Here is a 25,016-nt window from a genome sequence, read left to right as displayed (position 1 = left end):
TTATGAGTCCAGTAAAATCCCGTATATGCATACGGGATTTTTTTGTTTAATAACTTTTCCTATAATATATATTATGTTAAATAGAAAGATTGAGTTTAAGAAAAGCTATCATTTTTATTTGATAGCTTATAAATGTAATTTAATCAACTCATTCTTCTTCTTCTGTATTTTTCATCGCCATAAGTAAAGCATATGCTCCTTTTGAAACATAGTTTTGGGTAGGATTTAATGGCGTAATAATCGCTATTTTATTTTTTTCTGCCTTCCCTATTTTCACTTTTTTCATCTTATACGTGTTATTGCTAAGCACTTCATACACATAATCTTTACCTTCAAAATGTACTACAGATCCTTCAGGTAAAACTTGCGCAGACTGATTGGCAACCGTTAATTCTACCGTAAAATACATTTGCGAAATCAAGGGTTGTGGCAAAGGATTAGACAACTGAGCCAAGACATTTACAGATCCATCAGAATTGACTTCTTGACCAATAGAAATCACCTTAGCTTCGTATTTTTGCTCTGGGTTTTGATTGGTTGACGCTAAAATTTTTTGACCAATTTTCAATGCAGCTAATTGATTTTCAAAGGCTTTTATTTCCAATAATGGTGTTGAAGATTGGATAATTTCCAACAAAGGTTCTGAAGCCGAAACATATTGACCTCGATTTACAGAAACCTTATTTATGGCGCCCGAAACCGGCGAAACAACCGTTAAATTTCTTTTGATAGCATTTACGGTGACCGAATTTGGTGACAAATGCATCAAGTGTAATTTTTCTTCCAAAGCCCTTTTCTTGATCAGCAATAATTTTCGATCGGCTTGTGCTTCTTCCAAAATTTTGGTGCTTGCCGCCTGCGCTTCATTCAGTTCTTTTTGTCGTTTAAAGTTAGATTCCGCCTTCTCCAACAAAGCTTTTGTCGTGAGATATTCCTCTTGTATTTGCACAAACATTGGGTCTTCTAACACTGCCAAAACTTGCCCTTTTTTCACATACGTTCCCGGAATTACCTGAATCGACTTCACAAAACCACCTAGCATATGCGTTACCGAAATTCGGTCTTGCGGCAACACTTGAGTTCTTGCGCTCAATTGCATCGTAGCATTCAGGTCTATCGTTTCTACTTTCACGGTTTCGATCGTGAGTTGTTTTTGCTGCGCTTGGGTTAATGTTATTTCCTGTGTGTTTTCGGTTTCTCGAAGCGTTTTGTTTTCTTCTTTTTGAGAGGTACAAGCACTGAAATTCATTCCGATAATCAATGCCCAAATATAGTTTTTCATTATTCGTTTGTTAAAAAATTAAAAGTTATAACCGATTGATTTCGTTGCAAAAGTTGATCTGCAAATTGATTCTGAATCTGAATCACCTGATCATTTTGCACCACCCAATCGAGATAATTGATTTCACCGCTCAACAATTGTTGCGAAATGGTTTGTTGTAAAAGTTGCGTTTCTGGCCACTGAACCGATTGATACGAAGTAAGCACTTTGTCTAACGCGTCAATTTCGTTGTTGATTTGTTGCACTTGATTCGACCAGTTTTTTTGTTCGATTTGCAATTGATTTTCTTGCATTTGCACCAAAACTTCTGCCGATTCGATGTTCGATCGAATGCTTCCAGAAAAAAGCGGAACCGCAACACCCACCATCAAACCTTGGTAGCGTTTGTCATTAAGTTCCTTAAAACTCTGATTAAAATATCCTACCGAAAACTCTGGCAACCGCTTTGTTTTCTCCACATCTATTTGCATTTGATTGATAAGAAGTTTCTCTTTTTCTACTTCTATTTGTGCCGATGTTGTTCCGATTTGCTTTTGGGGTAGGAAAAAATCTTGCTCGGTTTTGGGTTCGATGGGTTCTTCGATTTGCAACAAATTCTGAAGGTTCCAACAAATAGACTGCAATTGAGATTGGATAAAAACAGCTTCATTTTTCAAGTTCTGAAAACGAATTTTAGCCATCGAAACCTCTGCTCGATTGCTCTCTCCTTTTTGGAAACGCAAAGAAGCCTTCGCTAAAAAATCTTCATATATCTTTAGATTTTTTTTGAGAATAGCTTGTTTCAATTGCCAATATTGCCAAGCAACATATTGGTCTGCAATTTTTTTTTCGAAAACCTGCTCGCCTAATTTTTCTTGCATTTTCGCCTTTTTGATCCGTTGCTGATTCACATTTCGTTGTTTCTGAAAATAAGTAGGAAATGGGATTTTCTGAACAACACTAATTTTTTCATCAAACAAATCACTATTGATTTTTCCGAATTCGACTGAAAAATCCGTAGGTGCCAAACCTAAATTGGAACGATTGTTCTTTTGATGGTACGCGGTTTCAAAACGAGCTTGCTTCAAATGTAAATTCTGATTTTTTCCGACCGAAATCATTTCGTCATACGTCATAATTTGTTGCGCACTAAGCGAATTTCCTATCAAAAGAAACAAGAAAATACTGACCGTTTTTAGCGGTGTGGATACTTTGGATTTCATATGTGTTTTTTCGAATAAAATGTATAAAATGGGTAAAACAAAAAGAGTGAGAAAGGTGGCAATCAATAAACCTCCGATGACCACAGTGGCCAAAGGACGTTGTACTTCTGCACCCGAACCGTGACTGAGCGCCATAGGTAAAAAGCCAAGCGATGCAACCGAAGCTGTCATCAGAACAGGACGTAAACGGGTACGAGTTCCCATCAGAACAACGCGCGGAATATTGTGAATGCCTTGTGCTTTGAGGCGATTATATTCGGACACCAACACGATGCCGTTGAGTACCGCCACTCCGAAAAGTGCAATAAAACCAACGCCTGCACTGATACTGAAAGGCATGCCTCGAAGAACTAAAAAGTAAATGCCGCCAATCGAAGACAAAGGAATAGCGGTATAAATCAATAAACTGTATTTGATTGATTTGAAGGCAAAATACAACATCAGAAAAATCATCACCAAAGCAATCGGAACTGCAATTCCTAAACGTTCTTTGGCTTGATTGAGGTTTTCGAAAGCGCCGCCATACGTTGCATAATATCCTGAAGGAAATTGAATTTTTGCGGCCACTTGTGCTTGTAAATCTTCTACAACGGTTTGCACATCTTTATCTTTCACATTGAATCCTACAATAATTCTTCTCTTGGCATCTTCTCGCTGAATTTGGTTTGGCGTGTTTTTATAAGCCACTTCGGCCACTTGAGAAAGCGGAATTTGCAACCCGGAATCGGTAGGAAGCAGCAGATTTTGAATATCGGTTATCGATGCTCTACTTTTTTCATCCAAGCGAACCGTTAAATCAAAACGTCTTTGTCCTTCGAAAACATTTCCGGTTGTTTGACCTGCAAACGACATATTGATGATTTTATTCGCATCGCCAATACTCAGACCATGTTGAGCCAATAACGCACGGTTGAATTCTATCACCACTTGTGGCGTTCCGCTAACGGGTTCGATGTACAATTCGTGTGCGCCATCTACTTGCTGGATAACATTGCCCAATTTTTGCGCATAATGAGCCAAACTATCCAAATTTTCTCCAAAGATTTTTACCACTACATCTTGGCGCGCGCCCGTCATCAACTCATTGAAACGCATTTGTACTGGATATTGAAAACTTGTACTTAAACCAGGAACTTCTGCAACAGCAGCGCTCATTTTTTCGGATAATTCGGGAAAAGTTTTGGCAGATGTCCATTCTTTTTTAGGTTTCAGCACCACAATCATATCGCCGGTATCCATTGGCATAGGATCGGTCGGAATTTCACCACTTCCGATTTTGGTCACGACCATTTCGACTTCAGGAAAACGATCTTTCAGTATTTTAGCGGCTTTGTTGGTGTATTCTATCGTGGTAGATAAATTACTACCGGGCAAAACGCGCGCTTCTACGGCAAAGTCGCCTTCTTCTAAAGATGGGATAAATTCGCCTCCTAATCGGCTTAAGAGAAACAAAGCAAAAGCAAACATCAACACCACAGCAGACAATACGATTTTTCTTTGTTTGATGGCTTTCAGCAACCAATGATGATGAATGTTTTCTATCCTACTCATCACTCGATCGGAAAAATTTGGTTTGATTTTTTTCTTTTTACTCAACACCAAAGAAGTCATCATTGGCACGTAGGTCAAAGACAAAATAAAGGCTCCGACCAAAGCCAAAGAAACGGTTTGTGCCATGGGTTTGAACATTTTACCTTCGATTCCTTGCAAAGAAAAAATCGGGAGATACACGATGAGGATAATGATTTGCCCAAAAACGGCAGAGTTCACCATTTTTTTAGCTGCCGATCCTACCGTAGCATTCATGTTTCGGGAAGAAAGTCGTTGATTCTTCCCAAATTGTTTACTCAACACCAATTGATGCATCGCGGCTTCTACAATAATCACAGCGCCATCCACGATCAAACCAAAATCAAGCGCTCCTAAACTCATTAAGTTTCCACCGATTCCTAAAATATTCATCATTATAATGGCGAAAAGCAACGACAGCGGAATGACTGAGGCAACGATGAAACCTGCCCGAAGATTTCCTAAAAATAAAACCAATACAAAAACAACAATCAGTGCGCCTTCTAAAAGATTCACCTGAACGGTATGAATAGTATTGTCGACCATTTTTTTACGATCGAGAAAAGCTTCGATCACTACGCCTTCGGGCAATGTGTTTTGGATACTTTCGATTCGATCTTTGACCCGTTGCACCACTTCATTACTATTTTCTCCTTTGAGCATCATGACCACCGCGCCCGAAACTTCGCCCTGATCATTATAAGTCATGGCGCCATAACGCGTTGCATGGCCGATTTTAACTTCGGCTATGTCTTTCAGCAATAAAGGCAAACCGCCCGAAATCCGTTTTACTGCAATATTTTCTATGTCTTGAATGGAACCAATCAATCCTTCGGAGCGAATAAAAAGAGAAGTCGGACCTTTTTCGATATACGCGCCACCGGTATTTTGATTGTTCTTTTCTAAGGCATCAAAAACATCGTTTATAGTGAGATGATGCGCCTGCAAACGGTTCGGTTGTAAGGCAATTTCGTATTGTTTTAACTTCCCACCAAAACTACTTACATCGGCCACACCGGGAACGCTTATCAATTGTTGACGAACAATCCAGTCTTGAATGGTGCGCAATTCTGTGGCATCAAAACGATCTTCGTAACCTTTTTTCGGACGAACAACGTATTGATAAATTTCTCCCAAGCCGGTAGAAATCGGGCCTAATTCAGGCTCACCAATTCCGTCCGGGATTTCGTTTCGTACTTGCAGTAAACGTTCGCTCACTTGCTGTCTTGCCCAATAAACATCGGTCTTATTGTTGAAAACAATCGTTACCAAAGACAAACCAAAGCGAGAGAAACTCCTCAATTCGGTAATTCCTGCAATGTTTGCCGTTGCTTGTTCGATTGGGAAAGTAACCAAACGTTCGATATCTTCTGCTCCAAAAGAAGGTGCAACGGTAAGAATTTGAACCTGATTGGATGTGATATCAGGTTGAGCATCAATAGGTAACTTCTTTACTTCGTAAATTCCGAAAACGAGTAAAGCAAGTGTAAAAAGACCTATGATGAATTTATTTTTGATTGAAAAATCAATGATTTTATTTAACATCATTTTCTTTATTAATCCAGAAATAGATTCATTATCAGTAAGATAAATCAAACCGAATAATGAAATTTCTAGATGAATTAACCACTAAGTGAAACTTGAATTCTACCGAAAATAGAATTCGAAATTATGCGAAAATGTGTTGTTGTTTTGGCGGTTGCCAAATAGATGCGAGATATGAAGACTGTGTGAATTGATCGACCCATATATGCATAGTTTGTGAATCGATATCAATAATTTTATTAGTGATTTGAAGTTGAAATTTTGGTACAAAACAAGGGTCTTGATAAACGCGATCAACGGTCATAAAAGGTAGTTTCTGGTCGGTCTCCCAGTCTTCATCCATCTCATGATTATCGTAATGAAGTACAATAAATGTTTTGAACTCGGAAAAAGTCCAGTTGTTTTGGCTATGTTCAACGAAGTGAGAAAAGAACAGAGGAATCTTGTACAACTGTGAGAATTGAGTTGTAGAGGCCAACTGCATGAAAGTAATCGTTAAGATTAACCATCTTTTCATACAACAAAAGTAGAGATATTATCTAAAAAGATATCATAAAGAATGAATGAAAGAGGTAGTTTAGAATTGGATTAAATATTGAAATTCTAGGTAAGAATACGATAAAAAAGAAGTGTAAAAACAATAACCCCACCACGGTGAGGTTATTGTTAAAATGAATTTTAGAAAAGGAAATAAAATGATTTAGAATCATTGAGGTGCTTGAAAAAGTATGAAGTGAAATCGGTAACTTTTGCGTGCACCGCATTACCACTACTGATTCTTTTTACTCCTAAATTTTTCTGTGCTGGATAATCTAATGATTTTGCTGTAACAAATGTATTAAGCGGTAAATCTATAGTTTGTACCATTTTTTTTATATCTTCTTCTGTAGTAATTAATGGGACAAAAATGCCGTCTGCTCCTACATCTTTATATATTTTCGCACGTACAATTGTTTCGTCTAATGCTCTTAGATGTTCTGTGGTATAGGTATCAATTCTCGCATTAATGAATAAATCTTTTCCTTTTGCTTTGAGGTAAGTCTTGATAGAATGGATTTTGTCGGCTAATACTTTCACATCGTCTAACTTACGTTCATCGGTGCTTGTATTTCCATCTTCTATATTGATGCCCACTACTCCAACATCTACTAATTTCTCAACATACTCATTCAATTGATTGAGGTCTTTCGTAAAACCCGACTCTATGTCTGCGCTTACCAATAAATTCGTAGATTTCGCTATGCGTTCTATCATGTATAACATTTCATAAAACGACATATTTTCTCCGTCTTCATACCCTAATACATTAGCAATTGCATGACTCGAGGTTCCAATAGCTTCGAAACCAGCTGCTTCTGCCGCTTTTGCACTTATAACATCCCAAACATTAGCAAGAAATAGCGGATCTTCTTACTCGTGTAATTTCCTGAATTTATCTACTTTCATAAGTAATTGTATTGTTTTTTGTTTTGTTTAATTATTTACCTAAAATACAATAAAGCTTTGAGTATGAATTGATAAATTATTGTTAAAAATTACTTGGTCTCTAATCTACCTGCACGATTGGCGTCTACAGCGACTGGCCATTGAGCTGTTTTACCATCTTTTGTAGGTAAAACTCTTTTCGTACGATCTACCAACTCTTCTTCCTCTGAAGCTAAATATGCTAAACTAGCTGTTAAGATGACGTTGTTTCTTACTTCATCAAAAATAATTTTATCGTACGTATCTTTATTAGTATGCCATGTGTAACCAAAATATCCCCAGTTTAGAGAACTCAACATAAAAGCAGGTATACCCGCAGCTACAAAGGAAGAATGATCAGACCCTCCTCCACTTGGCATACCAGGGAAAGACGTTTCTATGTGTTTACTTACGTCGTTTGGGACTTGATTCAACCAGCGAGAAACATACTCATAGGCATTTACAAATCCTTGTCCATTGATGTTTACTACTCTTCCTGTACCATTATCTTGGTTGAAAACGACTTGGGTTTTAGCAACAATGTCTGGATGATCTTTTACAAAAGCTCTAGATCCATTGAGGCCTTGTTCTTCGCTCCCCCATAGTCCAATAATAATAGTTCGTTTCGGGTTTGGATAAAGTTTCTTTAGGATACGTGCAGCTTCCATCATAGTTATAACGCCCGTTCCATTATCTGTAGCACCTTGTGCACCATCCCACGAATCGAAATGTGCCGATAAAATGACATATTCATTCGGTTTTTCTTTTCCTTCTATTTTTGCAATGGTGTTAAAGGCTTTTGCTTTTCCTAAATCTTTTGATTGTACATTGATAGAAATTCTTGGTTTTTTATTGTTAACTGCCAATCTATACAACATTCCATATTGTTCAAGTTCGATATCGATCATGGGAATGTTTTTCGTTTTCGCATCGAAAATTCTATTGGCGCCCATAATTCCACTCCAATTAGAAATTACGATTGCTGCTGCTCCTTTTTGCTCTAAAAATTCAGCTAATTGGTTTTGGGTATATCCTATCGCTTGTAAAAAAGATTGATATTCTTTTTGCCTATTTTCGTTTTCTTTTTTTAGCTTTTCGTAAGTATCAGGCGTTGCAAATTCCTTTAGCTGATAATCGGGTCTACCTACTGGTTGATACATAGATAAAAGCACCACTTTATTTTTGATCTGATTGCTCCATTTCGCAAAATCTTTAGGGTCTTTTGGCAAGGCCACAACCTCTGACTCGATAGTTTTTTTGGTTGCTGGGCTCCAAGCAAGTTGTGTTGCATTTAGAGATACTACACGCGGTGAAGTCATCGTAATGTTTGATGCTCCTCTTTGCCATGCTTTCCATTCGCCATAGTTTTGTCTTTCGGCATCAATTCCCCATTGTTTGAACTGTGCAATGGCCCAATCACTTGCTTTTTCCATTTCAGGTGATCCTACCAAACGCGGCCCGATTCCATCCAAAAGTTCGGTTGCTAAAAGCTCGAGTTGAGAATTGTTTTGTGCTTCTTGAGTAATAGCACTGATAATAGCATCTTGTTGTGTGTTGTTCTGTGCCGTTAAAGTTATAGAGGCACATAAAACGGTTGCCAATTGTAATGGTCTATAAAACTTCATTATGATATTTTTTTACTAAAATAATAAAAGCCTCTTAAATAGAGACTTTATCTTGATGTTTTTTTATTTCATGGATGTTTTTCTTCTTTATTCCACCCAATAAATGTTCCTGTATTCAGTAAGGTGAAAAGTTTTGATTAATTAATAATGTATTGATTATACATCGAAATTTAGACTATTTAGCTATGTGTGTTTTTTGCGTAAAAAGAATGTATAATTTATAAATAGTTACTTTATTTTTTCTTTAATATAGGCCAAAATTTTATCTCCTTCTTTGGGTGAGAACCAACAAACACTCTTATCTTTTCTGAACCATGTGAGTTGTCTTTTTGCAAATCTCCTTGTATTTTTCTTAATTTCTTCTACTGCTTGTTCTAGTGTAAACTCTTGGTCTAAATAACAAAATAGCTCTCTATACCCAACAGTTTGCAAGGCATTTAGGTTTTTTTTAGGATAAACTTCTTTCACTTCGTCTAGCAGATTATTTTCCATCATAAAATCTACTCGACGATTAATTCGATCATACAACTCTTCCCTTGGCAAATCCAATCCTATCTTGATAATCTCGAAAGGTCTTTGCACAATAGAATTGCTGCGGTAGGATGAAAATTTATTTCCTGTTCCACGAATTATTTCTAACGCTCGAATAATTCTTTTTCCATTCTGCTGATCTACCTCTGCAAAATATTCAGGATCTTTCTCTGCTAATTCTTGTTGCAAAACTTCTATCCCATCTGTAGCAAAAATTGTATTTAGCGTTTCTCTAATCAATGGGTCAACTTCTGGAAAATAGTCCAAGCCTTGAGTAAGTGCTTTTTCGTACAAACCAGAGCCACCGACCAAAAGAGCAATATTGTTGGTGTTAAAATAATTTTCTAGAAAAGCCAATGCTTCACGTTCGAAATCTCCTACCGAATAGTCATCTTCAATAGATATGTGTTGTATAAAATGATGCGGAACATGGGCTAATTCATCTTTTGTAGGAACAGCAGTGCCGATAGAAAGTTCTTTGAAAAATTGTCGAGAATCATTGGAAAGAATTTCGGCTTGTAAATATTTGGCTAAAAAAATTGCTAAGTCGGTTTTACCAATTGCAGTAGGACCGACTAAGCTAATTAAGTATTTTTTATTTGTATCAATCGATGATTTTTGCATCTTCTACGTACGAATATTTAGGCTGTAAAATTTCCCACGCAAGATACTTTTCTATTTCTTTATTTAAAAATTTTAGACCAAACATTAAAATCCCGAAATCATCTATTAGACCGATTGGCCCGAACATAAAAGAAGGTATAAAATCTAATGGAGAAAGTATATAAATAAACGCCAAGAACGGAAGTATAATGTTTTTCCAAGTCGGTTTGTAAGTTCCACGAACTATATCATTTAGCATACGAAAAGTGGTTTTTACTTTTGTTGTGAATGTTTTGTCTTGCTGTGCTTTAGCAGCTGCAGCTCCAGCTAATCTAAAAAATCTTTTTTTGTTCATTTCCCTAAATAGTTTTTGATGTGTTATGTAAAATTCAAAGCACGTGCCAAAGTCTATTTGTCAGTTTTACAATACTTTATAGACAAATAAGTTATTACAAACTTTCAAGGTTTTCTAAATAAAATAAAAGCCTCGAAATTTCGAGGCTTTAGTGTTAATGCATAATTTTCAGATTGTTTACATATTTCTGCGATACTGTCCACCTACATCAAATAATGATTCTGTTATCTGACCAAGTGAACAAACTTTTGTAGCTTCCATAAGTGCCTCAAAAATATTACCGTTCTGGATGGCAACTTCTTTAACTTTTTCTAATTGTTCTTTTTCTTCAGCCTCTTTTATTTGGTGTAGTTTTTCTTTGGTCAGAATTTGGAATTGTTTTTCTTCTTCAGTCGCACGAATAACTTCCGCAGGAATCACTGTTTTTGATCCCGTAGAACTTAAAAATGTATTGACTCCAATGATAGGATAATCTCCGTTGTGTTTTAGTGTTTCATAATACAAAGATTCTTCCTGAATTTTCGAACGTTGATACATGGTTTCCATTGCACCTAAAACTCCTCCACGCTCCGTAATTCTATCAAACTCGGCCAAAACGGCTTCCTCAACCAAGTCGGTCAATTCTTCGATAATGAATGAACCTTGTATCGGATTCTCGTTTTTCGCTAAACCTAATTCTTTATTGATAATGAGCTGAATCGCCATGGCTCTACGCACCGATTCTTCTGTTGGTGTTGTAATAGCCTCATCGTAAGCATTGGTATGCAGAGAGTTACAGTTGTCATAAATTGCATATAATGCTTGTAAAGTGGTGCGTATGTCATTAAAATCAATTTCTTGTGCATGCAACGATCGACCAGATGTTTGGATATGATATTTTAACATTTGTGCTCTTTCGTTTGCGCCGTATTTATACTTCAGGGCTTTTGCCCAGATTCTTCTTGCTACTCGCCCGATTACCGAATATTCTGGATCGATTCCGTTCGAAAAGAAAAATGACAAGTTGGGTCCAAATGCATTGATATCCATTCCTCTAGATAAATAATACTCTACATACGTAAAGCCATTTGCCAAGGTAAAGGCCAATTGCGTTACTGGATTTGCTCCTGCTTCGGCAATGTGATAGCCGGAAATAGATACGGAATAAAAGTTTCGAACATTATGATCGATAAAATATTCTTGTACGTCACCCATCAAGCGCAAAGCAAATTCGGTAGAGAATATGCACGTATTTTGTGCCTGATCTTCTTTTAGGATGTCTGCCTGTACGGTTCCGCGTACTTGTGCCAAAGTTTGTTTTTTAATTTCTTCGTATACATCTTTTGGCAAAACCTGATCGCCAGTTACACCCAATAGCATGAGTCCTAAACCATCATTCCCTTCTGGTAAGTCGCCATTGTATTTTGGTCTTTCAAAGCCTTTGTCTTCATATATTGCTTTTATTTTGGCTTCTACTTCGGCTTCTAATCCATTTTCTTTTATGTATTTTTCACAATTCTGGTCGATAGCTGCATTCATAAAAAAGCCTAACAACATCGGTGCAGGCCCGTTGATAGTCATTGATACCGACGTCATCGGATGCGACAAATCGAAACCAGAATACAGTTTTTTAGCATCATCCAAACAACAAATCGATACACCTGCATTCCCAATTTTTCCGTAAATATCTGGTCGGTGTCCTGGATCGTTACCGTAAAGCGTTACCGAGTCAAAAGCGGTTGACAATCTTTTGGCGGGCATCCCCTTTGAGACATAGTGAAAACGACGGTTTGTGCGCTCTGGTCCTCCTTCACCGGCAAACATTCGGGTAGGATCTTCTCCTTCGCGTTTGAATGGATATAAACCTGATGTGAACGGAAATTCACCCGGTACATTTTCTTGCAAAACCCAACGCAACAAATCGCCCCAAGCTTCGTATTTTGGTAATGCTACTTTAGGAATTTGTAGGTGTGATAAAGACTCTGAGTGGGTTTTTATTTTGATTTCTTTGTCGCGAACCTTGAAACTATAAATTGGATTTTTGTATTTGTTTACTTTTTCGTCCCAAGTAATGATTGCCTCCCAATTGAATGGATCTAAATTTCGTTTCAATTTATCGAATTCAGCCAAAAGAACTTTTGATAGTTCTTCGTTTTCGGTTCCGGTAATTTCGATTCCGTGTTGTGTGAGATTGGGAGTTGTTCCCGAAAGAGTTTCTATTGTTTTGAAGATTCCGTATAGTTTTTGGGCGACTTCCTTTTGTGTAGATGTTTTGGTATCGTAGGCACGATTATTCTCGGCAATCTCTGATAAATAGCGTGTTCTTGCTGGAGGAATAACAAAAATTTTCTCCGACATTTCTTTTGTAATTTCAAATGAAGAAACCAAGTCTGCACCCGTTTTTTCTACAATTTTCTCTATGATTGCTTTGTAGAGTTGATTGGTTCCTGGATCGTTGAATTGTGAAGCAATTGTACCAAAAACAGGCATTTCGTCAGGATTAACATCCCAAAGATTGTGGTTGCGTTGGTATTGCTTTTTCACATCGCGAATAGCGTCTAAAGCTCCTCTTTTATCGAATTTATTGATGGCCACAATGTCGGCAAAATCCAACATATCAATTTTTTCTAATTGTGTAGCTGCACCAAATTCTGGTGTCATGATATAGAGTGATGCGTCTGAATGATCTAGAATTTCGGTGTCAGATTGTCCGATTCCTGAAGTTTCTAAAATAATCAAATCGAAATTAGCTGCTTTCAAAACCTGCAAAGCTTCTTCTACATAGCGAGATAAAGCTAAATTGGATTGGCGTGTGGCTAACGAGCGCATATATACACGCGGATTATTGATCGAGTTCATGCGAATACGGTCGCCCAGTAATGCACCGCCTGTTTTCTTTTTAGATGGATCTACAGAAACCAAAGCAATGGTTTTTTTGGGGAAATCAATCAAAAAGCGACGAACTATTTCATCGACCATCGACGATTTTCCTGCTCCGCCGGTTCCAGTAATCCCGAGAACTGGTGTCGATTTATCGATTACTTTATCATAATGAAAAACTTTTAGAAAGTCTTCTTCTCTGTTTTCTGCCAATGAAATCAGACGGGAAATGGTTGTAACGTCTTTGTCTAGTAGTGACTGGTAAACATCTTTACCTTCTGGTAACTCTAAATTTCCTGTTGGGAAGTCTGATTTTTCAACCATATCGTTGATCATACCTTGCAAGCCAAGTTCACGACCATCATCGGGCGAATAAATTCGGGTAATGCCGTAATCCATTAGCTCTTTTATTTCGGTCGGAAGAATTACTCCGCCTCCACCACCAACTATTTTTATGTGTCCTGCTCCTTTTTCTTGAAGCAAATCGTACATATATTTAAAATACTCATTGTGACCACCCTGATAAGAAGTCATTGCAATTGCATTGGCATCTTCTTGTATCGCTGTGTTCACTACATCTTCTACCGATTTATCATGCCCCAAATGTATTACCTCGCATCCTGTAGATTGAATGATGCGGCGCATGATATTGATGGCTGCATCGTGACCATCAAACAAAGCAGCAGCAGTAACAATACGTACTTTGTTTTTTGGTTTATACGGGATTTGTGATGGTTGTTGAAGGGAAACTTGTTTTTCTTTATTTTCTGTAGTAATCTCAGACATTTTGTTTGTTTTGATGATGGCTAATATACATTAATTCCTATAGATTTCGTGATGAAAGGGTTAAGCGAATAAAATTTTTATATAATCTTTATGATAATTGTATAAAAAAATATTAGGAGTGTTATTTATTTGATTCACGTAATCGGAGCTTTTCTTTGTAAAAAGCTAGAGTGCTTACATAAAGTTCTTTTTCTAATTCTGCATACACATTACCTTCTATATCTTTAATTTTCAGTTGCTTAGTGATTGTTATTTCATCTTCTTCTTCAATTATTTTTTTGATGTTCTTAATTTCATTTTCTGTAAAAATATATTCTACCCAAACTGTTTTTTTGATTGGTCTTTTGAATTTGGCTTTTACCGATTTGTCCCATACTACATATTTTTTACCTAAAATCTGTGTCAATTGAACCATATAAATTGGGTCGGTTGCCGACAACATACTCCCGCCAAACATAGTGCCCATATAATTCATGTTCTTATACGAGAAAATGATTTTTCCTTTTATGTAATGCATATCCTTCGAAATTTCGATTAAACGCCCACAAGAGCGACGATACATTGGTGAAATATTGAAGAAAAGTTTTAGATACTTATGCTTGTTTGGGCTTTTTTCTAGCAAATTGGCTAGTTCTTGATAAAATGACATGCTTTTTAACTTTTTAGAGTTTTCTTCGTTTGATTTTACCCGATTCAGTGCGATCAAATTGAGGTTGAAATATTATTTCTTTTGGCTTTTCGAATTGATTGAAATCAATATCATCCAACTGAAAATCAAATGGGTCTCCTTCTATCATCAAGATTAATTTTTCACCCAAAAGATCATCTCTTTTGCTGCTTACATAAAATGCACGTTGAAGATAAGGTTTTAATTTTTCTTCGATTTTTTCTGGATACAACTTTATTCCTCCAGAATTGATAATATTATCGGCGCGCCCTATCCAAATAAATTCTTTTCCAGATAGTATTTCTACTACGTCGTTTGTAGTGAGAATTTCATCATAGTAAGGTGTTTTTATTTGTAAACAAGAACGGGCATCTTGGCTGATTTCTATTTCATCAAAAACCTCGAAACTATTTTTCTGATTAGGATATTGTTCATTTCTTAGCTGTTTAAAGGCAATATGTGTAATGGTTTCGGTCATGGCATAGGTCTCGAAAATTCTATTTCGAAATTTGTACAATTTATCCTTAGTATGTTGATTGAGAGGTGCTCCGCCTATTATCAAACAACGACAATGGGATACAAAATCGATTGATTTTTCTACTTGCATAGGCGTTAATGCTACAAAATCTATCGTATCATTCGGCAGATTCAGTTGTTGAAAATCCTCCCATAGAAAAACCGAACGTGGCGTGGAGCATATCAATTTCAAACCTAAAACAATTGCCCGAACAAGCATCATTTTACCTGCAATATAATTTACTGGCATTGCCAAAAGTGCGGTATTTCCTTTTTCTAGAGAAAGATATTTACCTGTAAGTTCTGCACTTTTTTTCATGTTGCTTTTGGTCAACATCATTTTCTTAGGAATTCCTGTTGAGCCAGATGTCTGTACTTCTACTTTTTTATCATCGTTGTACCAATTCTCTAAAAAATTAAGAATTTCTTGTTCGAAAACTGTAGCAGCCTGGAGTTTCTTATAATTAAAATTCGACAAACTAAAATCTAAAATCATCATAGTATCGAGTAATTTGCGCCAGCATTAATCTCAATTGGTAAGAAATTATCAGCAGGTGGTATGGGACAACTGAAATTTGTGCTGTATGCACAAAGTGGGTTATAAGCTTTATTGAAATCAATAAAAATTGTGTTGGTTTCTTTGTTTATTTCTTTACTATTGATGTTTAAATATCGACCGCCTCCGTACGTGGTATCACCCGAAGTTTCATCTGTAAAGGGCAAAAAAAGCGAGTGTTTATTTTTATTATTTACTGGATAGAATTGATATAAGGTAAGCGATAATGCTTGCTTATCAATCTGGAAATTTACTATTCCGTACTTTTTATATGTTTGTGTTTTTTTATCAGAAGTGGGAAATTTAACAATTTCTCCATTGGGTGTATAAATGAAATTAGCCTTTACCCGATACTTTTCCTGTATAGGAAAAAAATCGATTCCTGAAAATTTTATATTTTCACTTCTTTTTAGTGGTTTTATAGAGTTGAAATAATATGCATTGAGTTCGGCTTGATAATCAGTTATTGTCTTTTCATAGGAAGCTTTTTGGGTTGAACTTATACTACAAGAAAATAAAGATAATATAATAATTATCAGTGGTTTAATTATTTTCATTTTGTATTTTTTTTCGATACAACTGATCTTTTTCTACTTGCAATCTAGAACTGAAATTATTGCTAAATAAGCCTCCTGTGCCCAAACCCTGAGGCATTTCTGGATACAATATTGCAGTCCATTGAGCAATTGCATTGAGGCCAATATTGCTTTCTAGTGCAGAAGTGATCCAAAAACCAATGCCCAAAGCATCGCAACAATCTATCCACTCTAACGATCCTCGAACACCACCAACCAAACTTGGTTTTAGGATAATATATTGTGGCCGAATTTCTTGTAAAAGTGCATATTTATCATCTAGATGAAAAACGCCAATCAATTCTTCGTCCAGGGCTATTGGGGTTGGAGATTCAACACAAAGGGTCTTCATTTCTTGGATTTGCCCTTTTTTGATTGGTTGTTCTATCGAATGAATGGATAATTCTTTCAGTTGACGCAAAACTGTTTTGGCTTCTTCAAAACTAAAACCTCCATTGGCATCTACCCGAAGTTCTAATTTATTGGCAGGATATTTTTCACGTAATTCTTTCAGTATTTTATATTCCTCCTTCCAGTTTACGCCAATTTTCAATTTCAAACAATGAAAACCTTGTGCTAATTTTTCTTCGATTTGTTTTTTCATAAAATCGATATCGCCCATCCAAATAAGTCCATTGATCGGGATTCCTTTTTCACCATTTTTAAAAGCCGATTCGTACAAGTCTGGGTTATACGGGTCGGTATAATCAGGGTTGTCTAGGTTCATTCTAATGGATTGAAATAGCTGTTCTAAACCAAATTGTATAGAAGGAAAAGCCCGCAATTCTTTCCAAAGAAAAGTCAAACCTTTGTCGAAATGATTACAAGCCCATTGTAGTTTTGTTTCATACTCTGGAACATCATCCGCACTTAAACCTTTAAAAAGTCCGCATTCTCCCAAAAATACCTGGTTGTTTTCTTCTGCCTTGAGGATATAGGTTAATTTTTCAGTTAAAACGCCTCGAGAAGTCCCACCCGGACGTTTAAACTGTAAGACATATGGTGTATAAGATACTTTCATATCTCAAATATACGGATGTTCTATAAAAGAAAAAATGCTCGATTGCCGAGCATTTTCATTCTATGTGATAAAAATCAAATCGTGATAGATTCGCCAATTTCTAGAAGAATTAATTCTTTGTTACAGTCAACGAATGCTTTTTTTGCATCTTCATGATTAATTTTGATTGGAGGAAACGTATCGTAATGATACCCAAGTACTCGATCTACTTGTACAAATTCTGCAGCTTTTGTGGCCTGATGATAATCCATTGTGAAATTACCGCCTATTGGTAGAATAGCTAAATCTACTTTACCTAGTGTTTCTGGGATCAATTTCATTTCATAGGTCAGTGCTGTGTCGCCTGCAATATAAAGTCTTTTTCCTTCGCTTTCTACTACATAACCATTAGGATTTCCTCCGTTCGATCCATCATCAAAAGAACTCGAATGGAATGCAATGGTTGCGTGCAATTTTCCAAATGGAAATTCATAACAACCTCCTGTATTTAATCCATGTGAACGCAAACCTTTTGCTCCGTAATAACTTGCAATTTCTGCATTTGATACAATAGTAGAATCGTTTTCTTTTGCCAATTGTTCGGCATCATACACGTGATCTCCATGGGCGTGTGTGAGTACAATGAAATTTGGCTTCAAGGTTTGTAGATCAATTTTTTTAGCCAATTCATTTGGTGTAATAAACGGGTCGACTACTATACGTTGATCTTTAGTTTCGATTAATAAACATGCGTGACCTAAAAAAGTAATTTTCATTATTTTGTTATTTGTTCCTACCAAATATACAATTTTCAAACGATTTTAGCGTGTTAGAGCATCTATAAAATCGAATCCAATTAGGCCATAGCCTAATAATAAAGAAAAGATTAGTGCCATCATAGCAATTGGTTTTAGGAAATTATCAAAATCTTTAGGGTCTTCTACAGTCATTATTTTTCTTCTGATTTGGGTAGCCATAAAGAAAACAATCATAAAAACAATTCCACTCAATTTCCCAGGTTTCACCTGAAGTACATATGCCAAAGCTAAGAAAAATGGAATATTCATTAATATGATTTGGTAAATTTTTGCTTTCCTTATGCCGAGTTTAGAAGCAATCGTAATTTTATTGTTGCGCACATCGTTTTCTACATCGCGCATATTGTTCATGTTGAGAACAGCCACACTCCAAAAACCAATTGCTGCAGCAGGTAGAATATTGATCCATTGAAAAGTTTTCGAATACAAAAATTCTCCACCAAGCACTGCGACTAATCCGAAAAATATAAAAACAAAAACATCCCCCAAACCTATATAACCGTAGGGTTTTTTCCCCATAGTGTATAGCATTGCAGCTAAAATGCTGGCAATTCCTAGTCCTAGAAAAAGGATAAAATAATTCCAATGCAGTGGTACAAAAGCAATGTACAACAAGGCCAATACAGAAAAAAGAGAAACAATCGACATGATCAGAATCGCCAATTTCATTTGCTTAGGGGTCACTTCTCCAGAGGCTACAACTCTTTTTTCTCCTATCCGATGAGTGTCGGTACCGCGAGCAGCATCGCCGTAATCGTTGGCATAATTGGATAAAACCTGAAAGCAAAAAGCGGTGAAAAGAGATAAGAAAAATATATTTGTTTGATAAACACCTTTGAATTTAGCGATAAAACCAGCTAAAATTAATCCACTTAGAGAAAGCGGCAAGGTTCGTAAACGTGCAGCGTGAATCCATTTTTTCATAGCGGCAAAGATAACGATTATTCTAAGTTGTAGAATAATTTCGTCGGATAGTTTTTGAGCTGATCAATACAAGAATTGTCTATAAGCAAGCTATACATTTCATCCTACCAAATAATAAAGCTTCTGTTTGGGCTATGTCAATGGATTAATGAAAAGATTATGCTTAACTTTGTAAGAATAAATAGAATAAAATGTTAGGATTAAAATTATTGACCGATCCGCGATGGGCCAATATCGCTGAATCTAATTTGGAAGAAATATTAACCGACCATGCTTGGTGCGAGCAAAAAGCTGCCTCTAATGCCATTACGCTGATAACCAATAATTCTGAGCACGAAGATTTGGTGCACGAACTGGCGGCGATAGCGATTGAAGAAATGGAACACTTCAAGATGGTGGTTGACATCATCAAAAAACGGGGTTATACGCTCGGTAGAGAGCGTGCGGATGATTATGTGAATCAGCTATTCAAGTTCATGAAAAAAGATGGCTCACGTAATCAGGCGTTTATAGATCGTTTACTATTTGCAGCAATGATAGAAGCTAGAAGTTGCGAGCGTTTCCGAGTGCTTTCTCAGAATATAAAAGATGAAGAACTGAAAAAGTTCTATTATGATTTGATGGTTTCTGAAGCAAATCATTATACAACTTTCTTGAATTTCGCCAAACAATACACGATAGATGTTGATGTAGACAAACGTTGGAAAGAATGGTTGGAGTTTGAGGGAGAGTTAATTCAATCGTACGGAAAAAAAGAAGCCATTCACGGTTAAGATTAGCAAAATTACCGAAGGATCGACTGAATACTTTTGATGCTGGTTTTGAAAGGTGATTATTTTCATGTCTGAAAATTTCTCAAAAAAAAAGCTCTATAATAAATTTTATAGAGCTTTTTTTTTGAGTATTTTATCTATTAGGCTTCACAAGAAGCACAGCTTACCAAATTCGACACTAATTCTTTAGCAACCGACTGAGAGCGTTGGTAGTATAAAGTTTTCACGCCTAGTTGCCAAGCTTCTATCATTAAGCGGTTTACTTCTTTTACAGGTAAATTTGCAGGGATATTTAGATTCAATGACTGAGATTGATCCACAAACTTCTGACGAATTGCTGCCTGTTGAACAATTTCTAATTGAGAGATTTCTTTAAAGGTTTTGAAAACAGCTTTCTCATTCTCTGTCAATTCGGCAATATGTTGCACAGAACCTCCATTCAACATGATTCCACGCCAAACATCTTCATTATCCATACCTTTTTCTTCTAGTAATTTTTTCAGGTATTTATTTTTTCGCATGAAGTTGCCTTTCGATAAACCAGCTTTGTAGTAGTTGGATGAAAATGGCTCGATCCCTGGAGAGGTTTGCCCTAGAATTGCCGAAGATGAAGTCGTTGGAGCAATTGCCAAGGTGGTTGTATTTCTTCTTCCGTAACCTTTTAATAGTTCTGGTTCTCCATAGATACGTGCTAATTCTTCCGATGCTTTGTCTGCTTTAGATTGGATATGTTTAAAGATTTCTGTTGTTCTTAACTTTGCTTCCATCCCTTCGAAAGGAATCATGTTTTTCTGAAGGTAAGAGTGCCACCCTAAAACACCTAATCCTAATGCGCGATGTCTTTTTGCGAAACGATTTGCAGCAGTTAGGTAATAGTTTCCTTCTGTTTTTTCTATAAATTCTTGTAGCACAGCGTCTAAAAAGAAAATTGCCAACCGAACCGCCTCAGTATCTTTCCATTCATCATACAATTCCAAATTCATCGAAGATAAACAACAAATAAACGATTCATCGCGTGAAGAAGGCAACATAATTTCTGAACAAAGATTACTCGCATTTATTCTCATATTGAGGTCTTTGTACACTTGTGGTTTATTTTTATTTACGTTGTCTGAAAAGAAAATGTATGGTAAACCTTTTTCTTGTCTCGATTCTAAAACTTTTGCCCAAATGTTGCGTTTTTCTACATCGCCATCGATCATTTCTTGCATCCAATAATCGGGTACACAAACTCCATAAAATAAATTCTGAATCGGATTTCCGATAGATTTTATTTTCAAGAACTCTTCAATATCCGAATGATCAATATCCAAATAAGCCGCAAAAGCTCCACGGCGAACTCCCCCTTGAGAAATGGTGTCCATCGCCGTATCGAAAAGCTTCATAAAGCTTACTGCTCCACTACTCTTTCCATTATCGGTAACTGCCGATCCTCGCTCGCGTAGCTCACCAAAGTAACCTGAGGTTCCGCCACCGATTTTGGTTTGCATAATTACTTCGCCTAATTTATGGGTAATTCCTTCTATGCTATCGGGGATATGTACATTGAAACACGAAATCGGCAAACCACGTTCGGTCCCCATATTGGCCCAAATTGGGGAACTCAAACTCATCCATCCACGCTCGATCATTTCCTTAAAAGATTCTTGCATTTCTGGCTTATACAATCTTCTTGCTGCTGCTGCGGTAATACGGTCAATGGCACCTTCGACGGTTTCTCCTTTTAGAAGATACCCTCGATTAAGGATCTGTTCTGATTCTGAATTCTTCCACCAAAGCTTTGGTGTTTCTTCGGTATGGTCTGATGGGGTGAGTGATATATTCTCCATTGTATTTGCGATGTTATTATGCGTTATCTTTTGTTCTTAAGTTAATATATATGTACTTGTTCTAAAATAAATCGTCTCCCGTGATACTCTTATCGTGTTTTGTGTAATCTACTGGTCTTTTTGCAAAGAAATCGTCTAAACTATTGGCAAAAACTTCTTCTTCGAACCAAACCATTGGCTGATATTGCTCTGCAGTTATATTGTAAATTTTACCAAAACCTATTTTCAACATACTTTCGTCTACACGATATTTCATGAAATTTAGCAAGTCTTTTTTCTTAATCGTTTCGATTTCACCTTGCTCGAAAATCCAATCTAAAATTTGTGATTCTACTTCGATCGAATGGGTAACGACATTCTTGATTTCTTGTATGGTTTCTTCTGAAAAGAAATCAGGGAATTCCTCTTTTATCTTATTAACGATATAAATTCCTGCATTGGCATGAATTTGCTCATCAACCGACGTCCAGGCAATAATGTTCGACACATTTTTCATGTATCCCTTGAAACGAGTAAACGATAAAATAATCGCAAATTGGCTGAATAAGGATACATTTTCGATAAGGATACTAAACAAAATTAACGAAATCACATATGATTTTCTATCCGATGATTTAGCATCTTTTAGTGCATTCGATAAATAGTCAACGCGCCCTTTTATCACTGGAATATCTAACAAGGTTTGGAAATCGTCGTTATACCCCAAGACTTCTAACAAACGTGAATATGCTTCTGAATGACGGAACTCACATTCTGCAAAAGTAGCTCCTAAACCATTGAACTCTGGTTTTGGAAAATGATCATATATATCTCCCCAAAACGTTTTTACAGCAACTTCTATTTGAGCAATTGCTAATAAACTATGTTTAATCGCAGTTCTTTCTGCTAAGTTCAGATGAGAATGAAAATCTTGAGTGTCGGCAGTAAAATCTACTTCGCTATGAACCCAAAAAGCTTTATTGATAGCTTCAGTAAAAGTTAAAATCTCTGGATATTCGAAAGGCTTATAATTTATTCTTTTATCAAATATTGACATTTTTAATTGTTTATTGTTGTTTAAATCATGTGTATTTGAGTGTGCATTGTGTCCAAAAAAAGAACAACCTACTCGTACTAAAATCTTTAAGATTATTCGCTGTTTTTTTCTACTATTTTTCCAAAGTTAGGACAAGTATTTTAATTCAGACGAATGCTTTGTATTAAATGTTTCGAACATTATCAACAAGTTATCAACTGTCTGATAAACAAATGACTACAAATAATTGTTTAGCTCGATTCTACAAATATACGAAATATGATTATAAAAAATTTTTGCTTATACTTTTCATAAAAAACGACAAAAAACTTTCTATAATATACAAAAATTTTGGTAGAATAAAGTATTTTATCCTACCAAAATTCAATTCAAACATGAAGTGTTCTACAAATATTACCAGATTACAATGCGGTCTTTTTTGGGTACATATAGTTTATCACCTTTTTTTATATCGAATGCATCATAAAACGCATCAATGTTTACTAGTGGTCCAAACGCGCGAAAATATCCTGGCGAATGTGGATCGGTTTTTACTTGATTTATTACAGCTTCATCGGTTGTTTTGGTACGCCAAATTGTAGCCCAAGACAAGAAAAAACGTTGTTGTTGTGTAAAACCATCAATTTTTGGCAATGTTCCTTTGTCTTTCAGATACATCATGAGTGCATCATAAGCTACAGCAGCACCGCCCAAATCGCCAATATTTTCACCTAATGTAAATTGACCGTTCACAAAGGTTCCTTTTACTGGTTCGTATTTGTCGTACTGTGCTGCCAAAGCTGCTGATGCTGCTTTGAATTTTTCTTTATCTTGCGGTGTCCACCAGTTCTCTAGATTTCCATCGCCATTGTATTTGGCACCCGAATCATCAAACCCATGAGAAATTTCGTGACCGATAACTGCTCCAATTCCTCCGAAGTTTACGGCAGGATCTGCTTTGTAATTATAAAAAGGAGATTGTAAAATGGCAGCCGGGAAGACGATTTCATTCGCAGATGGACGGAAATAGGCATTTACTGTTTGTGGAGACATTCCCCAGCGAGATTTATCTACCGGTTGGCCTACATCTTTAAGATTTTCTTGGAAAGACCATTGGCGGATAATTAAGGCGTTTTCTATCAGGCTTTTTCCTGTAATTTTCAATCCAGAATAATCTCTCCATTTGTCTGGATAACCAATTTTTACCGTGAATTTATTTAATTTTTCTAATGCTTTTTCTTTCGTTACAGGAGACATCCATGCTAAGTTTTTGATATGCATGTCGAACGACTTAAATAGATACGAAATCATTTCCTCTGCGTTGGCTTTGGCTTCAGCCGGAAAATTGTCTTTTACGTAAATTTTCCCTAATAATTCACCGACATTATTGTTTACATAAGCTAAGCCTCGTTTGTCTAATGCACGTTGTTCTTTTTGTCCGGCCAACTTTTGACCATAAAAAGAGAAGTTAAGTTTGTCTAACTCTGTGGTTGATAGTGATGAGAAACGATCCAATAATTGGAAGGTTAGATATGCTTTAATGTCGCCTAGGTTTTCTTGAGTCAACAATTGATTTAGACCTTCGAAATATTTAACCTCAGAAATAATAACTTCATCAACATTGACTCCGTAAGTTTTCATAAATTTCTCTAAGTCAACGACTTTTACTAATTTTTTTAAGTCTTTAGTTTTATAGACATTGTAGCGTTTGTCGGGGTCACGAGCTTCAACAACCGTTTTCAGGTTTTTCGCAATTTGTTTCTCAAAAGCTAAAACGCGTGGACCTTTCAGGTCTTTTGTTTTAGAACCACTGTACGGATAAAGTTGGTTGATGTAATTAATGTAATGATCTAAGGTTTCTTTGTTTCTTTCATCTTCTACTTGATAATAAGTTCTTCCCAATCCTAGACTACCTCCTCCTAAATAAACCGCATTGATAGTAGAGTTTTTCATGTCAGCAGAAGCATAAAAACTATAAAAAGGATTGAGGCCAAGTGGTGTAACTTTGGTGAGATATGCTTCTAGTTCTGCGATTGATTTTAGATTATTTATTTGCTCGAGATAGGGTGCAATCGGCTGTAATCCTACTTTATTTCTTGTCTCTAAGTCGATATAACTATGATAAAGATCGGTGATTTTTTGTTCGTCAGAGCCTTGTAGATGTTTTTTTCCGTCTAAATCTTTCAACAATTGCAGCGTAACTTTGTCGGTTGACTCGCGCAATTCATCAAAACTTCCCCAACGACTACGGTCGGCCGGAATTTCGGCTTTTTTCATCCAATTTCCGTTCACGTAATTATAGAAATCATCTTGCGGACGAACTGAAGTGTCCATATAATCCATCCGAATAAATTGGTTTATTTCTTGCGCAGTTGCTGTAAGCGCCGTGAATAAGGCACCTCCTAACATGAGCTGTTTTTTCATAGCTTTCTTTTTTTTGATATATGATTTTGAAATTATTATACTTTTCTATCAATAATGGAAACTAATTCTAGTTGATTTTTCATCTCCTAAATAGAATC

General features: G+C 36.3%; 17 protein-coding genes and 1 pseudogene. 1 reads left to right on the top strand and 17 read right to left on the bottom strand.

Features of this window, described 5'->3' with window-relative positions:
* Window positions 1-148: 148 nt before the first annotated feature.
* From WEEVI_RS10460 to menA, 14 genes and pseudogenes are all read right to left on the bottom strand, one after another.
* The gene (locus tag WEEVI_RS10460; RefSeq protein WP_013599099.1) at window positions 149-1,282 is read right to left on the bottom strand and encodes an efflux RND transporter periplasmic adaptor subunit; all 1,134 of its coding nucleotides are present in this window, start codon (window positions 1,280-1,282) and stop codon (window positions 149-151) included.
* Window positions 1,282-5,598, bottom strand: coding sequence for a CusA/CzcA family heavy metal efflux RND transporter (locus tag WEEVI_RS10455; protein WP_013599098.1), 4,317 nt, complete (start codon window positions 5,596-5,598; stop codon window positions 1,282-1,284). Before WEEVI_RS10455 ends, WEEVI_RS10460 begins: the two co-directional genes overlap by 1 nt.
* Before the next feature lie 124 nt (window positions 5,599-5,722).
* A complete protein-coding gene (locus WEEVI_RS11040; RefSeq protein WP_052295781.1) occupies window positions 5,723-6,115 on the bottom strand; it encodes a hypothetical protein in 393 nt (130 codons plus the stop codon).
* A gap of 161 nt (window positions 6,116-6,276) precedes the next feature.
* A pseudogene (locus WEEVI_RS10445) lies at window positions 6,277-6,993 on the bottom strand (isocitrate lyase/PEP mutase family protein); the annotation flags it as partial.
* A 140-nt stretch (window positions 6,994-7,133) separates the two neighbouring features.
* On the bottom strand, window positions 7,134-8,687 hold the full coding sequence (locus tag WEEVI_RS10440) for a M20/M25/M40 family metallo-hydrolase (protein WP_013599096.1): 1,554 nt from the start codon (window positions 8,685-8,687) through the stop codon (window positions 7,134-7,136).
* Window positions 8,688-8,915: 228 nt separating this feature from the next.
* Window positions 8,916-9,842, bottom strand: a complete 927-nt coding sequence (gene miaA / locus WEEVI_RS10435) for a tRNA (adenosine(37)-N6)-dimethylallyltransferase MiaA (RefSeq protein ID WP_013599095.1) — start codon at window positions 9,840-9,842, stop codon at window positions 8,916-8,918.
* Window positions 9,823-10,176: a YkvA family protein gene (locus WEEVI_RS10430; protein WP_013599094.1), complete on the bottom strand. Its 354-nt coding sequence runs from the start codon at window positions 10,174-10,176 to the stop codon at window positions 9,823-9,825. Before WEEVI_RS10430 ends, miaA begins: the two co-directional genes overlap by 20 nt.
* Before the next feature lie 177 nt (window positions 10,177-10,353).
* Window positions 10,354-13,821: a methylmalonyl-CoA mutase family protein gene (locus tag WEEVI_RS10425; protein ID WP_013599093.1), complete on the bottom strand. Its 3,468-nt coding sequence runs from the start codon at window positions 13,819-13,821 to the stop codon at window positions 10,354-10,356.
* Between the two features lie 121 nt (window positions 13,822-13,942).
* Entirely contained in the window at window positions 13,943-14,470 is a 528-nt protein-coding gene (locus WEEVI_RS10420) for a PaaI family thioesterase (protein WP_013599092.1), read from the bottom strand.
* 13 nt (window positions 14,471-14,483) lie between these two features.
* On the bottom strand, window positions 14,484-15,503 hold the full coding sequence (locus WEEVI_RS10415; protein ID WP_013599091.1) for an AMP-binding protein: 1,020 nt from the start codon (window positions 15,501-15,503) through the stop codon (window positions 14,484-14,486).
* Window positions 15,500-16,117, bottom strand: coding sequence for a DUF1684 domain-containing protein (locus tag WEEVI_RS10410; protein WP_013599090.1), 618 nt, complete (start codon window positions 16,115-16,117; stop codon window positions 15,500-15,502). Before WEEVI_RS10410 ends, WEEVI_RS10415 begins: the two co-directional genes overlap by 4 nt.
* Window positions 16,104-17,156, bottom strand: a complete 1,053-nt coding sequence (locus WEEVI_RS10405) for an o-succinylbenzoate synthase (protein WP_013599089.1) — start codon at window positions 17,154-17,156, stop codon at window positions 16,104-16,106. The genes WEEVI_RS10410 and WEEVI_RS10405 overlap by 14 nt, the downstream gene beginning before the upstream one ends.
* Before the next feature lie 74 nt (window positions 17,157-17,230).
* Window positions 17,231-17,911, bottom strand: a complete 681-nt coding sequence (locus tag WEEVI_RS10400; RefSeq protein ID WP_041942370.1) for a metal-dependent hydrolase — start codon at window positions 17,909-17,911, stop codon at window positions 17,231-17,233.
* Window positions 17,912-17,956: 45 nt separating this feature from the next.
* On the bottom strand, window positions 17,957-18,877 hold the full coding sequence (gene menA / locus WEEVI_RS10395) for a 1,4-dihydroxy-2-naphthoate octaprenyltransferase (protein WP_013599087.1): 921 nt from the start codon (window positions 18,875-18,877) through the stop codon (window positions 17,957-17,959).
* Window positions 18,878-19,068: 191 nt separating this feature from the next.
* Here menA and WEEVI_RS10390 point away from each other — a divergent pair, with 191 nt between their 5' ends.
* A complete protein-coding gene (locus WEEVI_RS10390) occupies window positions 19,069-19,650 on the top strand; it encodes a MiaE family protein (RefSeq protein WP_013599086.1) in 582 nt (193 codons plus the stop codon).
* A gap of 140 nt (window positions 19,651-19,790) precedes the next feature.
* Here WEEVI_RS10390 and WEEVI_RS10385 read toward each other — a convergent pair whose 3' ends face one another.
* The 3 genes from WEEVI_RS10385 to WEEVI_RS10375 form a co-directional block, all read right to left on the bottom strand.
* Entirely contained in the window at window positions 19,791-21,479 is a 1,689-nt protein-coding gene (locus tag WEEVI_RS10385; RefSeq protein WP_013599085.1) for a ribonucleoside-diphosphate reductase subunit alpha, read from the bottom strand.
* 61 nt (window positions 21,480-21,540) lie between these two features.
* On the bottom strand, window positions 21,541-22,515 hold the full coding sequence (locus WEEVI_RS10380; RefSeq protein WP_013599084.1) for a ribonucleotide-diphosphate reductase subunit beta: 975 nt from the start codon (window positions 22,513-22,515) through the stop codon (window positions 21,541-21,543).
* A 393-nt stretch (window positions 22,516-22,908) separates the two neighbouring features.
* Window positions 22,909-24,918, bottom strand: coding sequence for a M13 family metallopeptidase (locus tag WEEVI_RS10375; RefSeq protein WP_013599083.1), 2,010 nt, complete (start codon window positions 24,916-24,918; stop codon window positions 22,909-22,911).
* Between the last annotated feature and the right edge of the window lie 98 nt (window positions 24,919-25,016).

The organism is Weeksella virosa DSM 16922 (genome assembly GCF_000189415.1).
Classification (GTDB): Bacteria; Bacteroidota; Bacteroidia; order Flavobacteriales; family Weeksellaceae; genus Weeksella; species Weeksella virosa.
This window is presented reverse-complemented; position numbering and strand designations above follow the sequence as displayed.

Coding starts and splice junctions, on each gene's coding strand:
- WEEVI_RS10460 (WP_013599099.1), bottom strand. CDS start 1,282: ATGAAAAACTATATTTGGGCATTGATTATCGGAATGAATTTCAGTGCT.
- WEEVI_RS10455 (WP_013599098.1), bottom strand. CDS start 5,598: ATGTTAAATAAAATCATTGATTTTTCAATCAAAAATAAATTCATCATA.
- WEEVI_RS11040 (WP_052295781.1), bottom strand. CDS start 6,115: ATGAAAAGATGGTTAATCTTAACGATTACTTTCATGCAGTTGGCCTCT.
- WEEVI_RS10440 (WP_013599096.1), bottom strand. CDS start 8,687: ATGAAGTTTTATAGACCATTACAATTGGCAACCGTTTTATGTGCCTCT.
- miaA (WP_013599095.1), bottom strand. CDS start 9,842: ATGCAAAAATCATCGATTGATACAAATAAAAAATACTTAATTAGCTTA.
- WEEVI_RS10430 (WP_013599094.1), bottom strand. CDS start 10,176: ATGAACAAAAAAAGATTTTTTAGATTAGCTGGAGCTGCAGCTGCTAAA.
- WEEVI_RS10425 (WP_013599093.1), bottom strand. CDS start 13,821: ATGTCTGAGATTACTACAGAAAATAAAGAAAAACAAGTTTCCCTTCAA.
- WEEVI_RS10420 (WP_013599092.1), bottom strand. CDS start 14,470: ATGTCATTTTATCAAGAACTAGCCAATTTGCTAGAAAAAAGCCCAAAC.
- WEEVI_RS10415 (WP_013599091.1), bottom strand. CDS start 15,503: ATGATGATTTTAGATTTTAGTTTGTCGAATTTTAATTATAAGAAACTC.
- WEEVI_RS10410 (WP_013599090.1), bottom strand. CDS start 16,117: ATGAAAATAATTAAACCACTGATAATTATTATATTATCTTTATTTTCT.
- WEEVI_RS10405 (WP_013599089.1), bottom strand. CDS start 17,156: ATGAAAGTATCTTATACACCATATGTCTTACAGTTTAAACGTCCGGGT.
- WEEVI_RS10400 (WP_041942370.1), bottom strand. CDS start 17,911: ATGAAAATTACTTTTTTAGGTCACGCATGTTTATTAATCGAAACTAAA.
- menA (WP_013599087.1), bottom strand. CDS start 18,877: ATGAAAAAATGGATTCACGCTGCACGTTTACGAACCTTGCCGCTTTCT.
- WEEVI_RS10390 (WP_013599086.1), top strand. CDS start 19,069: ATGTTAGGATTAAAATTATTGACCGATCCGCGATGGGCCAATATCGCT.
- WEEVI_RS10385 (WP_013599085.1), bottom strand. CDS start 21,479: ATGGAGAATATATCACTCACCCCATCAGACCATACCGAAGAAACACCA.
- WEEVI_RS10380 (WP_013599084.1), bottom strand. CDS start 22,515: ATGTCAATATTTGATAAAAGAATAAATTATAAGCCTTTCGAATATCCA.
- WEEVI_RS10375 (WP_013599083.1), bottom strand. CDS start 24,918: ATGAAAAAACAGCTCATGTTAGGAGGTGCCTTATTCACGGCGCTTACA.